This window comes from Oribacterium sp. P6A1 (assembly GCF_000702885.1).
GTDB lineage: Bacteria > Bacillota > Clostridia > Lachnospirales > Lachnospiraceae > Oribacterium.
In genome coordinates this window covers 1-14,993 of sequence record NZ_JNKO01000041.1, presented here as the reverse complement: position 1 = coordinate 14,993, position 14,993 = coordinate 1, and the positions used below count along the sequence as shown (strand labels likewise).

Below are 14,993 nucleotides of genomic sequence, written 5' to 3'. Positions count from 1 at the left end.
TCAAAGATGGTCGATTCTACGTTGCCCGTCAAATGCTCTCTTGGTCTTATGTGTAAACTCAACGCCCAAGAGAGCGCTTGACGGGCTTATCGCAAAAAAAGAAAAGCTGTCGCCGAAGCGACAGCCTAATTCTATCATCATTTGTATCATGCTTCAATCAGAGCAGAATCCGCTGAGATTCCGTCATCTTCACTCAAGAATAGGTGCGATGGCTGCTGCAAGCTTTTCTTTCTCTGCCTCAGCCTCCTGAAGATCCTTACCGAGAGTTGTGAAGTAAGTCTTGATCTTTGGTTCTGTACCTGAAGGTCTTACAACCACAGATGAACCGTCCTCAAGAGTATAAATGAGAACATTGGCCTTTGGAAGACCTGTCTCCTCAGGCTTCTCATAGTCAGTTATCTTAACCACCTTCTTGCCTGCAAAGTCTGAAGGCGCTTCCTTGCGAAGACCTTCCATGATTGATGCCATCTTGTCCATACCGCTGAGTCCAGGGAACTCAAAAGAATCAACCTTGTTGAGGTAACGGCCGTACTCCTTGTAGATCTCCTCAAGTCTCTGCTTGATGGATGATCCGATGGAACGGTAGTATGCTGCCATCTCACAGATAAGCATAGAGCCTACAACAGCATCCTTATCTCTTACATAGGAACCTGAAAGATATCCGTAGGACTCCTCAAATCCGAAAATGAATCTCTCAACTTCTCCTGCTGCTTCAAGACGCGCAATCTGGTCACCGATCCACTTGAAACCTGTAAGAACTTCTCTCAGTTCAACCCCATAGTGCTCTGCTACAGCATTGGCAAGAGGTGTGGAAACGATAGACTTGACAGCTACCGGCTTCTCAGGCATAGTTCCCTTTTCCTTACGTCCTGCACAGATGTAATCAAGAAGGAGAACTCCCATCTCATTACCTGTAACAAGCTCATAGGTACCGTCAGGACACTTCATGGCGATACCTACACGATCGGCATCCGGGTCAGTTGCAAGAAGGAGATCAGCGTCTGTCTTCTTGGCAAGCTCAAGTCCCTTTTCCATGGCTGCAAAGATCTCCGGATTCGGATAAGAACAGGTTGTGAAGTAACCGTTTGGATACTCCTGCTCCGGAACGATGGTGATGTCATCAATTCCGATATCATTGAGAACCTTTGTTACAGGAACAAGTCCCGTACCGTTAAGAGGTGTGTAAACAAGCTTGAGTCCTGAGCCCTTTGCCGCACCCGGACGAACCTGGCGTGACTCAATGGCATCATAAAGTCCCATCTTACAGTCCTCTCCCACAAACTTTATAAGGCCTCTCTCAACACCTTCCGCAAAGCTTATGTACTTTGCACCTGTAAGAACATCTGTCTTCTGGATCTGATTGTAAACAACTGCTGCTGCGTCGTCTGTCATCTGACATCCATCGGGACCGTAAGCCTTATAACCGTTATACTTTGCAGGGTTGTGTGATGCTGTCACCATGATACCTGCATTGCAGTTATAGTAACGTGTTGCAAAAGAAAGAGCAGGTACAGGCATAAGCTCATCATAAATACGGACATTGATGCCGTTTGCAGCAAGAACTCCTGCCGCTTCCCGTGCAAAATTCCATCCCTTTAAACGAGAGTCATAGCTGATGGCAACAGTCTGTGTGCCTCCCTGAGTCTTTACCCAGTCTGCAACTCCCTGTGTAGCCTGACGAACCACCCAGATATTCATGCGGTTGGTTCCGGCTCCCAGCGTTCCTCTAAGACCTGCTGTTCCAAACTTTAAAGCAACTGCAAATCGGTCCTTTATAGCTTCATCATCACCCTTTATGTTTTGAAGCTCTGTCTTTAAATCAACATCCTGGAGGTCGGCAGCAAGCCAGCGCTCATAATCCTCTTGATACATAAAAACCCCTTTCTAATCCTGGATACTGTATTTTTGTATGTTTTACAACAAAAAAGCATTAAAACCAACTATAAATATATCAATTTAAAGGATTCGCATCAAGTATCATAATGCAGTATTACGTATCTTCTTACAAACTTAGAGTGTAGATTTTATTAAAAGCAGGCAATCTTCCACAGAAATATCCACTGTTTTTTATTATTTGCAGTGAATTTTGGATCATTTACTTTATGCAGTGAAAAAAACTCATTTTCCTGCCAGAGAAAGCAGTACCTCTTTACGGTTTCTTGAAGGCACCTTTAAAACCTCATCCAAAAGCTCATGGAGGACCATGCCTATCTGAGGTCCTTTAGGTATGCCTATATCCATAAGGTCCTTTCCGGTAACCTGGAGCTCACTCAGGCTGATGCAGTCTCCCGCATCACGAATGGCATCCACATGCTTTCTTGTGGCTCTTATCCTTTCAAGACGTCTTGCAGACTCCTCACCGCTGTACTGCATGGAAAGACATTCATCAGCGTCAAGAAATGCATAATAAGTATCATAGCCTATAACCGAGAGGGTCTTTCTCACCTCATAGATGCTTTCAGGCAGATCTTCATTAAAAAGTCCTGATATGATACGGGCCTTGTTGATGGTGTCGTTATCCATTTTGAGCTCTTTAAGTATGAGCTTTGCTTCCTCGGGAACAGCTCTTAAAAAGGTACCCCATCTGATATATCTTTTCTTTGGAATACCGGAAGGTATCCACTGACGGATGTCCGGATAAGGCGCGCCCTGTTCATTGGAAACGTCAAAAGCATCGTCAAAATGCTCTGAAATATACGAAGAGAGTCCACTGTCAGACACAAGGGCTATATACTCAGGATGATCTGACATGAGAAGCTTGGTAAGCTCAACATTTATCCTCTCCTTTGAAACATGCATGAGATTAGGCGCAAGCTCCTTTATAGCCTCATAGGTATGCTTATCGATTTCAAAATCCAGCTGGGCGGAAAATCTGAGGGCTCTAAGCATTCTTAAGGCATCCTCGGTAAATCTCTGAACAGGATCTCCAACAGCCCTTATGACTCTTCTCTCCATATCCTGAAGTCCTGAAAAATCATCCACCACCCCGGTCTTATCATTGACCGCCATAGCATTTATGGTGAAGTCCCTGCGGGCCAGATCCTCATGAAGTGATGGTGTGAAAATCACTTCACTGGGATGTCTTCCATCCAGATATTCTCCGTCGATCCGGTATGTAGTTACCTCATATCCCACAAAACCGCCGCCTGTCTTATTATTGCTCTGATTATCACCGGCTCCCTCTGAAGTCATTTCTCCGGAATCGGAGCCCTCTTCCCCGGAAATTTTATGGGCCGGCATGAGAACAGTCACCGTTCCATGCTGTATTCCGGTATCTATGGTTCTACGGAAAACCCGCTTTACCTCCTCAGGCTTTGCACTTGTGGTTATGTCCCAATCCTCCGGAAGCCTTCCCAAGAGACTGTCTCTCACACATCCCCCCACGGCGTATGCCTCATAGCCCGCCTCTTCCAGACGTCCGATTATATATTTTACATTTTCCGGTAATGTTATTTTATTCATTCATCATCCTCTTATTTCGGAATTAAAATCCATCGCTTTTCATTCACAAAACCGATGCAGGTGCCCCGGTCTTTTCCAGATGCCGTCAGCTTTCCGAAACAACCTTTGCGCTGACCCATCCGGTAGAAGATCTGTCGGCACTTAAATATATCTCATACCAGGATCCATCGGAAGCCTTTTCTTCATTTCCGGTTCCTGCCAATGTCTCTCCGTTTTCTCTGCTTGATACCACTTCATAATCCATCCCCGGACCGGATCGTATATTGGCCGCATCAACCGTTACGATATAGCTCTTTTCCCGGGTACCGCTTTCGGAATTGCTTCTGTTCAGCGGATCTATACCGGAAATACCGCTGCCTGAACCTGCTATCCGGAATATCAGAAACGCAGCTGCCGCTGCTGCTAAAATAGCTGCAGCAGATATTATCAGCTTTTTTCTTATCTTTTTGCGGCCAAGAAGCTCGATGCGTTCATTTAGTTTATCTATAAGACCTGAAATGCCGGAATCCCCGGGATTTGCTTCACTTACCAGAAGAGCATACCGAAGGGCCTCCCTAAGCATAGGCAGGGACGCATCTTTATCATTAAAGATTATAAGGGCACTGTAATGTGCTGCAATTAAATACCTTTCACCGGCCTCTTCTCCCGAAGAAGCTGATATAAACCTTCTGAAACAGTTAAGAGCTTCGGCTGTATCATAGATATCACTGTTTCTGCTGATATGACATTCTCCGAGAATGAAATCAGCAAGGGGATGTCCCTTTTCGTAAAGTGTTCCGGCGATCTCCTCCGCCTCGGCAAGGGACTCCGGATCATTTTTCTCGATGCAGCTGTCCGCAAGGGTAATTAAAGCCTGAAGGTCATCCGTAAAAACTTCATCATAAAGATACTGAAGAAGCTCCTTAGCCTTTTGATCTCCTTTATCCGAAAGATCCCTGAGACAGTCCTCTGCTTTTTTATACTTTCTTTTTTTTATGAAATTAATGGCAAGAAGATAAAGTTTCTGATCTACCAGTCCTGAGATATCCAGAGTTCCATCCTTTTTCAGGGCTCCTACCGGCAGGCTGTCTATTCTTTTTGCTGTATCCGGAACTTCACTTTCACTGATATCCACATCCTCTATATCCGGATGAATATTTCTGTCCACACAGTTTTTTTCTGCTGAAGCCCCGGCACCAAGCCTCACTTCCTCCGAAAACAGATACTCTTCTCCGCCAAATACTTCAACTATGATTCTCCGATCATCGATGTAGTGAAAATAGATCTTCACCTCACCTGCCTGAAAAGCTCTCTTTCCAAGATCAATGTTTATATCCTTATCCACAGGAAAATCAGCATTTCCACTACCGTCACCACAGCCTATCAGAAGGTGCATTTCCTTCATGGCCCCCACAAGTTTATATGAACGAACCCCCACATCAGGGATCCTCACATCATTTTTAAAAAGTATATCCCCGTATGCTTCTTTGCTGTCCGCATATCTTGTGGCTACAGTGACATTAAAATCATTATGCAAAGCCTTACTGTATATTCCTGCAGATTCCTCTTCAAGTTTTTTTCTAAGTTCTGTAAGCTTCTCCTGATGGAAGCTTTCCGAAAGCCGGATGCCTGCTTCTCTAAGACTCTTATCCTCATTCAACAATGCATCCAGCTCCACCTTGTCCCTCTGGAACAGTAAAATTCTTCCTTCATCAAAACTCATAATATAAACCTTTCATTCCGGTAATGTACTTTTGATTAACCGGGCCACATCGATTATAGCAGAATCCTGTAAATCGAGTAGAGCTGATTTCATCCCCCCACTCGATGCCGCGTTGGCCTTCAAATGAATACAAGTATTCGCCTGAAGGCCGTATCACGCATAAAAGAAAAACGAGTCCTCTTGAAGAGAACCCGTTTTATGTGTCTGAATCAATATGCTCTTCCCCAGTAAACCATCTTTGTGGCAGGCTTTCCGCAGACAACGCACTTGTCGCTTACCTGTTCCTGCTCAAACGGTATACATCTTGAAGTGATACCTGACATGTCCTTAAGCTTGTCTTCGCACTCACGGCATCCGCACCACATAGCCTTAACAAAGCCCTTCTTTGTATTAACTATCTCTACAAGCTCATCCATGTTTGTTGCAGATGAAGTGTGATCCTGAAGGAACTGCTTAGCCTTCTCAAACATATCATTCTGAATCTGCTCAAGAACTCTTGCCACCTCTTCATTGAGATTCTCAAATGGAACCTGTATCTTCTCACGTGTATCACGGCGTACGAGAACAGCATGACCTGCCTCGATATCCTTAGGTCCGATCTCTACACGGAGAGGAATGCCTCTTACCTCACAATCAGCGAACTTGAATCCCGGTGACTTGTCGCTGTCATCAACCTTTACACGGAAACCGGCCTTGATAAGCTGATCCTTCAAAGCATAAGCCTTATCAAGAACACCTTCCTTCTTCTGCTGGATAGGAAGTACACAAATCTGAACAGGCGCGATACGAGGTGGTATCTTAAGACCTGAATCATCTCCGTGAACCATGATGAGGGCACCGATCATACGGGTTGTATACCCCCATGAAGTCTCATGTACAGGCTTAAGCTGATTGTCCTTATCAAGGAACTGAACGTCAAAGGCCTTGGCAAAATCAGATCCGAAGTTGTGGGATGTACCACACTGAAGAGCCTGACCGTCATGCATAAGAGCCTCAATTGTATATGTAGCTACTGCACCTGCAAACTTCTCCTTCTCGGTCTTCTGACCTCTTACAACCGGAATAGCAAGATAATGCTCAGTGAAGTCTGCGTAGATGTTAAGCATCTGTACTGTTCTCTCCTCTGCTTCTTCAGCAGTTGCATGAACAGTATGACCCTCCTGCCATAAGAACTCTCTGGTTCTGAGGAAAGGTCTGGTTGTCTTCTCCCAGCGAACTACAGATACCCACTGATTGAGAACCTGAGGAAGATCTCTGTAAGACTTAACCACCTTTGCAAAATAGTCACAGAATAAAGTCTCGGAAGTAGGACGAACGCACATTCTCTCCTCAAGCTTCTTCTGACCGCCTTCGGTTACCCATGCAACCTCAGGTGCAAAACCTTCAACGTGATCCTTCTCTTTCTGAAGAAGTGACTCAGGAATGAGCATAGGCATAGCAACATTCTGAACCCCTGTCTCCTTGAACATCTTATCGAGAACGTTCATGTAGTTCTCCCAAAGAGCATATCCTGCAGGACGGATTACCATGAATCCCTTTACTGAACTGTAATCACAAAGCTCTGCTTTCTTAACAACATCTGTGTACCACTGAGCAAAGTCCTCCTCCATAGGAGTAATCTGCTCCACAAGTTTCTTGTCTGCCATATCAATAGCCTTTCTTATCATATATTTGCTTCGGCATCAGCGCACTTCCTTTGTGCCTTGCCTAAGCGGGTTTATTTTGCCCATCCATTGTAACAACGGCAATATTCTTTTACAAGACTTTAGCCCAAAAAAGAAGTTTGGAAAGATCAGTCTTCAGGATATATCTCCCTCAGATTATCCATCTTGCATCCCATGTTCTCAAGGAGAGAATCAAGTATGGTGATGGCCACCATGCACTCAACAACAACATTGGCACGTTCCACAACTGTCGGATCATGTCTTCCCTTGATTGAAATGGTAACATTGTCGCCCTCTTCATTAGCGGTTTTCTGAGGACGGGCAATGGAAGGGGTAGGCTTAAAATAAGCCCTGAGCACTATCTCAGCTCCGTCTGACATGCCCCCAAGGATTCCGCCGGCATGGTTGCTGGTGACCTGAAATACCTCCTCTGTGCCGTCAAACTCACCGTTTGCAAGCATCTCCTCATATTCCGCTTCATCCAAAGCCTCCAGACCGTTCAGGGTTCTGAAATTGTTTATCTCCTGAAGGCTTGGCTCATGTTCGATATCCTCGTTTTCTTCATCGTCCTCATCAGGCGCTATCTCTATGGCAACCGCTTCAAAACCGTCATTGTTCTCGGAGCCTCTCATCCTGGATACCTTTGTTCCGTCTCCTATCTCAACGGCCTTCACAGCTCCTATGGACATAACGGCCTTTGCAAGATTCGCATCCAGTTTATCGAACACCGGCTCTCCTATACCCGTAGGCATATTGTTCACAAAACAGGTAACCACTCCTCCGGCGCTGTCCTGTTCCTCCTTGAGTTCCAGTATCCTTGCATCCGCAGCTTCACGACCGGCTTCGGTTGTGACATCTATTCCCGCAAGCTCTGTGACTTCTGCATCAACTGTGATGCCTATCTCGGAAAGAACCTTGGCAGCCACGGCCCCTCCCGCAACACGGGCCAATGTCTCTCTCCCGCTGGAACGGCCTCCCCCACGGTAGTCTCTCAGCCCGTATTTCTGAAAAAAGCCGTAATCCGCATGTCCCGGACGAAAAACGTGAGCGATATCGGAATAATCCTTACTGTGCTGATCGCTGTTTCTCACTATCATGGCGATAGGTGTTCCTGTTGTGATACCCTCAAAAACTCCGGAAAGGATCTCTATCCTGTCCTCTTCCTTTCTTGCGGTTGTCTTCTGATTCTGTCCCGGCTTTCTTCTGTCCATGTATGGCTGAATGTCAGCCTCTGAAAGCTGAAGTCCCGCAGGACATCCGTCTATCACCACTCCAAGTGCCGGTCCATGAGATTCACCGAATGTTGTTATCCTAAAAAGTTTTCCAAAAGTATTTCCAGCCATCTGAACCTCTCAAGTCTTTATTGTACAAAGAGGGGTAATAAATTACCCCTCAATCACCTGTTAACAGTCTCTGCAATTTTACATTTTATCCTGTCATCTGCCTGCAGGGAGCTTCACCATGCATATACAGTTGGGCTCGTCAACCTGCACATCTCTTGCACTCATAACAAGAAGTCCGTTCTCGTAATCTACATTGAAGAATGTTACGGAACCTGATTCATGGTTTGCCACAGCAATATGCTTCTCATCCGGGAAGATGCAGAAATCCTTTGGATATATACCTGCGATAGGAAGACTTCCCTTCATAGTAAGAAGCCCTGTTTCCACGTCACGATCAAAAATAGTAACTGTATCGTTTCCGGCATTTGAACAGAAAACATGCTTTGCGTCCTTATCAGGAGAGAAGCGCATCTGTACTGCCGCAATAAGCGGATTGTCCTGATCATCATTATGAGTGGAGATCTCCTGAATCTTTTCAATGTTTATCTCATTAGGTCCCTTGCCCTCGGCAAAACGGTAAACGTCGATAACATTCTTAACCTCATACATAAGGTAGAGATATTTACGATCCGGTGAAAAGCGGAAATGTCTTGGACCTGACTTAAGCTGGCAGCGAATGGTATCGATCTGACGCATCTTACCGTCGGCCTTGTCGAATCTGAATACTCTTACCTGATCTATCCCGAGATCCGCAACAAGGATATACTTCTGGTCATCAGTCATTCTTGCGCATGAAACATGAGGACGGAATGTTCTCTCTGCAACGGAACCGATGCCCTTGTCATATACTCCATCGATGATAGGTCCCACAGAACCATCCTTTTCCAGCTTAAGAAGTGTGGCCTTGCCGTCATGATATCCGGAAACCATGATGTACTCATCATACTGATCTATGGCAAGATGACATCCTCTCATACCTCTGATATTTCTTGTATTGAGCTTGCTGAGAGCTCCGTTTTCAAGGATTCTGAAAGAAACTATACCCTCATCCGAAATGGAATATAAAGTTCTCTGATCTCTTGAAGCAACAAGATAGGAGGAATTGTTCACCTCTATCTCTGTTCTCTTGGTCAAAACTCCCTTCTCAACATCAACATCACATACAGTGATTCCCTTTGCATGCCCTGTATAACTGTATGAGCCAATATATGCCATGTATTTATCTTTCATGTTATGCCTCTCCTGACGTCCGAAAATGGGCGCACTTCTCCATAAAATATTCTTAATTCTATCACACATAGATGTATTGTTACAATATTATCATTTAATAGATGGTATGAATTTGATGACATAAGTGTCATAAGTATCAACAAAAAACCTCCCATCTGTGCATGCACAAAATGGGAGGTTTTTGCAATATTTCAGCTCGACTTAACAGTTTTCCAGCGGTTGTTGTAAAGGGCGTCTCCCTCAGATCCCAGATAGTGGTAGAACTCGGAAGTTTTTAGCAGCTCCTTTGTGTCAGGGAATACCGCTTTATTCTCAAGATACTCCTCATCCAGAAGCTCAAGAGCGCCTGTGTTGGGAGTGGAGTATGTTATATATTCAAAATTCTTAGCGGCAACATCCGGTCTGCACAGGAAATTGATCCACTTTTCCGCATACTCCTTGTTTCTGGCATTCTTGGGAATAACCCAGGCATCGATCCAAAGATTCGTTCCCTCTTCGGGAATAGCGTATTCAACATTTACATCGGTTCCATCCAGCTCATCCTGAACATAAAGGATCTCCCCGGAGTAGATAACTCCTACTGCCGCCTCTTCACCGATCATCTTATCTCTTACCTGATCGATAACGTATGCCTGAACTATTGGCTTCTGATCTATGAGATCCCTCATAGCTGTATCCAGCTCAGAAGGATCCTCTGTGTTGCAGCTGTATCCGTTCTTCTTCAGCGCCACCATAAATGCATCTCTTACCGAGTCCTGCATAAGTATCTCATTCTTAAGCTTCGGATTCCAAAGATCCGACCACTTTGTAGGGTATGGTACCCCTAGTTCATCAAGCATCCTTGTATTGTAAAGAATACCGACAGTTCCCCAGGTATACGGAACTGAATATTTATTGCCGGGATCGAACTCTGATGCCATCTTCAGATAATCTTCACCTATATACTTGATATTAGGTATATTGTCGTAGTTGATTTCCTGGAGAAGATTGTTCTGAAGCATCTTCTCTATCATATAATCCGAAGGACATACACAGTCATAAACTACTCCGCCCGCTTCAATAACCGGATACATCTCCTCAAGGGTCTCGAAGACATCGTACACAACATTTATCCCCGTCTCCTCTTCAAACATATCTATGAGCTCAGGATCAATGTACTCACCCGCATTGTATACATATAATGTATTCTTGAGGGGAGTCGGTATCTCCTCAATGTCTTTCTCTGTTGTACCGCATCCCACTTGAGATACCGATATACCGGCTATGACGACCATGGACACTGCCGCCATTATGGTCCTGTTTCCAAAGATTTTCAAAAGCCCGGTACCTTTTCTTCCATCCATTTTCATCATTTCCTTCTTTTCTTTAACCATTCCGGAGCAAAATTACCGATCATCAAAACCACAAAAACCGTCAGGAAGATAACTGTGGATAAAGCATACATTGTTGGCTTGATGCCCTTTCTCACCTGGCTGTATACGAGGGTTGATATAGTGTCGATTCCAGCACCTCTTGTAAAGTGAGTGATGATGAAATCATCAAGACTCATGGTAAATGCCAGCATAAAGCCTGAAGTGACTCCCGGCATAAGTTCCGGAAGCACAACCTTAAAGAAGGCCTGAACCGGTGTAGCCCCAAGATCAAGCGCAGCCTCGTAGGTATCCTTGCTGGCCTGTCTCACCTTAGGCATTACACTTAAGATTACATAAGGCAGGTTAAATGTTATATGTGCAATAAGAATGGTATGAAATCCCAGTGATACACCGAATGCAATAAAGCAAAGCATCATGGATATACCTGTAACTATATCCGCATTGAGCATCGGAATATTTGTGATGCTCATGACTGTATTTCTGGATACAGATCTCATATTGTTAATGCCTATTGCCGCTATGGTTCCAAGAACCGTAGCGATAAAGGCCGATACAAAAGCTATGATTATGGTGTTTCTTAGTGCCGCCATGATAGCCTGATCCGCCCACATCTCAGCATACCAGTCAAATGTAAAGCCTGACCACTGTGCTCTTGAACGTCCATTGTTAAAAGACAGTGCCACAAGGGTAACAATAGGCGCATACATAAACAGAACTATGAAAGCAAGATAACACTGTGAAAGAGTATCTTTTAACTTTTCCATCAGATAACTCCTCCTCTTCCCATATCCTTCTTATCGTCAAAATGATTAACGATAAGCATTGAAACAATAACAAACATCATCAGCACAAGACTAAGTCCCGACCCCTGATTCCAGTCCGAATCCTGCATGAACTCCTGCTCGATGACATTACCGATGAGATAAATCTTGCCGCCGCCCAGCATGTTGGAAATTGCAAATGTTGTAAGGGCGGGAACGAATACCATGGTAACTCCGGACACTATACCGGGAACCGTCAGCGGAAGCATGATTTTTGTAAGCACCTGCCAGAAGCTGGCACCAAGGTCATATGCCGCATTTATGGTATTGTCATCTATCTTCATAAGAGCGTTATAGAGGGGCAATATCATAAAGGGAAGGAAATCGTAAACCATTCCGATAAGCACAGCCGCAGTAGTATTTATAAGATGCTGCTCCGGAAGATGCATGGCTGTAAGTATTCCGTTAATGACTCCCTTTCGTTCCAGAAGCGTCTGCCACGCGAGTATGCGAAGCAATGAATTCATCCACATGGGAAGGATGAATATAAACACTATGATGGATCCTCTTCCTATCTTGTACCAGCGGAGTATCATGGCAAGAGGATATGCCAGCAGGAAACAGATAAGAGTACTTGCCGCCGAAAGTATCAGTGAACGGTAAAGCGGCCTGTAGTTCTCCCATACAAGTATCTCTGCGAGATTGCTGAGGGTAAATGCCCCGCTCCTATCCGTAAAACCGTAATAAACGATGGTGAGAAGCGGTATAACTATGAATCCCACTATCCATATAATATATGGCGAAGCCAGATATCTTGATGATTTATTCTTCAACTCCCAGCGCCTCCTCATCTTCAGATTCAGGCTTGTTCATGATCTGGATGTTGGAAGGCTTAACGTAAAGTCCGACCTTCTTTCCCGGCTCATGAAGCTCCGTTGAGTGAATGAGCCACTCAAAACCATCAGGAGTTGTACACTCCATCTCGTAAATCTCGCCCTTAAAGATGATGTGTGTCATCTCTCCGTGAAGAATAGCCCTTGGATCATCGTCATCAACTATCTCCACATCCTCAGGACGTATAACAACATCCACAGGCTTGTTGACTCCGAAACCGGCATCGATACACTTAAACTCAGCTCCGAAGATACGCACCAGATAATCCCTGAGCATAACACCGGGAACTATATTGGAATCTCCGATGAAGTCTGCAACGAAAGCATTCTCCGGCTCATTGTAGATCTGCTCCGGACTTCCTGCCTGCTGGATGTAGCCCTGGTTCATAACCACCACATAGTCAGACATGGTGAGAGCCTCTTCCTGATCGTGAGTTACATATATAAATGTGATTCCCAGCTCATTCTTCAGTCTTATAAGCTCATACTGCATTTCCTGACGAAGCTTAAGGTCAAGTGCTCCCAACGGCTCATCAAGAAGCAGAAGTCTGGGCTCATTTACGATAGCTCTCGCTATGGCGATACGCTGCTGCTGACCTCCCGAAAGGGAATCGATGGAACGTTTCTCGAATCCGTCAAGATTCACAAGCTTCAGAGCATACTTTATCTTGTCCTTAATATAGCTTTCCGACTTATTCTTTATCCTCAGGCCGAAGGCAATGTTTTCCTCGATGCTCATGTGAGGGAACAGGGCATACTTCTGAAACACAGTGTTTAACTGACGCTTGTTCGCCGGAAGATTGGTAATGTCTTTACCGTCAAAAAGTACCCTGCCCTTGTCAGGCTTTTCAAAACCGCCGATGATACGGAGAGTTGTGGTCTTACCGCAGCCTGAAGGTCCAAGAAATGTAACGAAACTGTTTTCATGTATATCAAGTGTAAGATCATCAAGTATCAACTGTCCGTCATAAGACTTGGTGATATTCTGTAATTCCAAAAGATTTCTACTCAAAACATTTTCCTCCATGTATGATATTTACGTATAAATAAAAAACAGGCCGGAACTATATAAGCTCCAGCCTGTATAACGACCTCATACGAAAATGCTTCCCGCCTGCAGCGGGTTTTATCTTGGAAGAATACACTGCCAAGTCGTTCTTTACTATCCGACTTAACACCCGGCGGTTTCTTTACTTTAATAGTATAAACCGCATATCTTCAGTTAAATTCTTATTTCGTCCACCCAGAGTGCTTACAAAGGCAACCCTATTGATCGTTTCACAAGATGGAGCATATATGCCCCGTTCAGCAGTTAATCTCAATACCCGTACCCAGAAAGAATTAGGTGACAGATATCCTGATTATCGGCAACGCCTTATAAGATACCGCTAAATACTTATAAAATTTGAGTCCTCCTGACCTTTCTATCAGGGCCCACCTTTCATGTATCCAGTCCCCCGGGGAACCTTTGCATGCCGCCGGCTACTCAATCAATAAAATCATTTGTAAAACATCTCTGTTTCACGCATTTTTCCTTTGCGATATTAACAGTAAATATTCATATCGTCAACGAAAAATTAATCAGAAATTCATACATTTTTAAATCATCTTTAAAAATATCATCTATATCAAATGCGATGCATTGCAGTGCATCATCCTGTCATTTATTTTTACACTTTTTTCTTGCATTCTTGGCAAGTATAGCTTTCTGAACCTCGTTGAGTTTCATTCTGTCAAGCTCGGCACGTCTCTCATCAAGTTCCTTATGCCCCACATGATTGCAATGCCCCAACTGCGCTTCTGCACATCCTGCGCAGCTGCCATACTTTTTATAGTCTTTGTAAAGCTTTCTTATAATTATTAATGCGACAATAACGAGTATTGTTATAACAATAAAATCCGCCATTTTAACCTCTCTCTTTTCAAATTGATGCCATAGCTTTGTTTTTTTACTGACGCTGTCCGTTTTTTCCTGAAAGAATAAATGTCAACATACATATACTGTCATTTCCCGGTCATATCTATTATACGATACCCCTGTGGATCTATGGTTTCGTGAAGCGCAGACAGAAGATCACTTATTTTTTCTTCTTTCGTTAAAGTGAACCGCACTTTACCGGACTCATGGGAAGCCGTAACATCTTTCGCATCAGGTTGAGCCTTACGGACGGCATCTTTTACATGTATCTCACACATGCCGCACATCATTCCATCTATAGTAACTGTCACTCTGCTTCCCGCCTCATATATGCCATTTTCTTCCCTAAGCTCTTCAGGCGCTTCCGGACGCTTGAAAAAGCTCACCACAACTCTTATTCCAAAAATAAAAAGAATCGCCAGAATAAAGAGCACAACCATATCTGTTCTGTTAAAAGGTATACCCGTAATTTCCATGATCTGTTCCCATCTAAAATTTCGTGTCATATACCCCATGAGGGTATATGGGTTAGTTCTGACTAATATATTCCACATTACCCTTTTTGTCAATATCTCCTGGCGCTTGACGGGCTTATCGCTATCTCCCATCGGCGATGGTCGATTCCGCGTTGCCCGTCAAATGCCTCCTTGATCTTTTGTGCAAGCACAACGCCCAATGAGGCGCTTGACGGGCTTATCGCCATCTCC

Annotated in this window: 12 protein-coding genes; all 12 read right to left on the bottom strand. The window is 44.4% G+C overall.

What is annotated here, in order from left to right; genetic code table 11:
• Positions 1 to 189: 189 nt before the first annotated feature.
• The 12 genes from T515_RS14700 to T515_RS17220 all read right to left on the bottom strand — a co-directional run bounded on the left by T515_RS14700 (position 190) and on the right by T515_RS17220 (position 14,792).
• The gene (locus T515_RS14700; protein WP_036612839.1) at positions 190 to 1,872 is read right to left on the bottom strand and encodes a phospho-sugar mutase; all 1,683 of its coding nucleotides are present in this window, start codon (positions 1,870 to 1,872) and stop codon (positions 190 to 192) included.
• Positions 1,873 to 2,118: 246 nt separating this feature from the next.
• On the bottom strand, positions 2,119 to 3,462 hold the full coding sequence (locus tag T515_RS14695) for a CCA tRNA nucleotidyltransferase (protein WP_036612836.1): 1,344 nt from the start codon (positions 3,460 to 3,462) through the stop codon (positions 2,119 to 2,121).
• Between the two features lie 85 nt (positions 3,463 to 3,547).
• On the bottom strand, positions 3,548 to 5,164 hold the full coding sequence (locus T515_RS14690; protein WP_036612834.1) for an SH3 domain-containing protein: 1,617 nt from the start codon (positions 5,162 to 5,164) through the stop codon (positions 3,548 to 3,550).
• A gap of 209 nt (positions 5,165 to 5,373) precedes the next feature.
• The gene (gene proS, locus T515_RS14685) at positions 5,374 to 6,810 is read right to left on the bottom strand and encodes a proline--tRNA ligase (RefSeq protein ID WP_036612845.1); all 1,437 of its coding nucleotides are present in this window, start codon (positions 6,808 to 6,810) and stop codon (positions 5,374 to 5,376) included.
• A 146-nt stretch (positions 6,811 to 6,956) separates the two neighbouring features.
• Entirely contained in the window at positions 6,957 to 8,171 is a 1,215-nt protein-coding gene (aroC, locus tag T515_RS14680) for a chorismate synthase (RefSeq protein WP_036612832.1), read from the bottom strand.
• Positions 8,172 to 8,264: 93 nt separating this feature from the next.
• Positions 8,265 to 9,341, bottom strand: a complete 1,077-nt coding sequence (locus tag T515_RS14675) for a lactonase family protein (RefSeq protein WP_036612830.1) — start codon at positions 9,339 to 9,341, stop codon at positions 8,265 to 8,267.
• Positions 9,342 to 9,532: 191 nt separating this feature from the next.
• Positions 9,533 to 10,684 carry an ABC transporter substrate-binding protein gene (locus T515_RS14670; RefSeq protein WP_081832856.1) on the bottom strand — a complete coding sequence of 384 codons (1,152 nt, stop codon included), beginning with the start codon at positions 10,682 to 10,684 and terminating at the stop codon, positions 9,533 to 9,535.
• A 5-nt stretch (positions 10,685 to 10,689) separates the two neighbouring features.
• Positions 10,690 to 11,478: an ABC transporter permease gene (locus tag T515_RS14665; RefSeq protein WP_036612828.1), complete on the bottom strand. Its 789-nt coding sequence runs from the start codon at positions 11,476 to 11,478 to the stop codon at positions 10,690 to 10,692.
• A complete protein-coding gene (locus T515_RS14660; RefSeq protein ID WP_036612826.1) occupies positions 11,478 to 12,326 on the bottom strand; it encodes an ABC transporter permease in 849 nt (282 codons plus the stop codon). Before T515_RS14660 ends, T515_RS14665 begins: the two co-directional genes overlap by 1 nt.
• Positions 12,298 to 13,380 (bottom strand): ABC transporter ATP-binding protein, encoded by a 1,083-nt coding sequence (locus T515_RS14655; RefSeq protein ID WP_036612824.1) that lies wholly within the window; start codon positions 13,378 to 13,380, stop codon positions 12,298 to 12,300. Before T515_RS14655 ends, T515_RS14660 begins: the two co-directional genes overlap by 29 nt.
• Before the next feature lie 648 nt (positions 13,381 to 14,028).
• Positions 14,029 to 14,274 carry a FeoB-associated Cys-rich membrane protein gene (locus T515_RS14650; RefSeq protein ID WP_036612822.1) on the bottom strand — a complete coding sequence of 82 codons (246 nt, stop codon included), beginning with the start codon at positions 14,272 to 14,274 and terminating at the stop codon, positions 14,029 to 14,031.
• 98 nt (positions 14,275 to 14,372) lie between these two features.
• Positions 14,373 to 14,792: a heavy-metal-associated domain-containing protein gene (locus T515_RS17220; RefSeq protein WP_197026463.1), complete on the bottom strand. Its 420-nt coding sequence runs from the start codon at positions 14,790 to 14,792 to the stop codon at positions 14,373 to 14,375.
• Positions 14,793 to 14,993 lie beyond the last annotated feature (201 nt).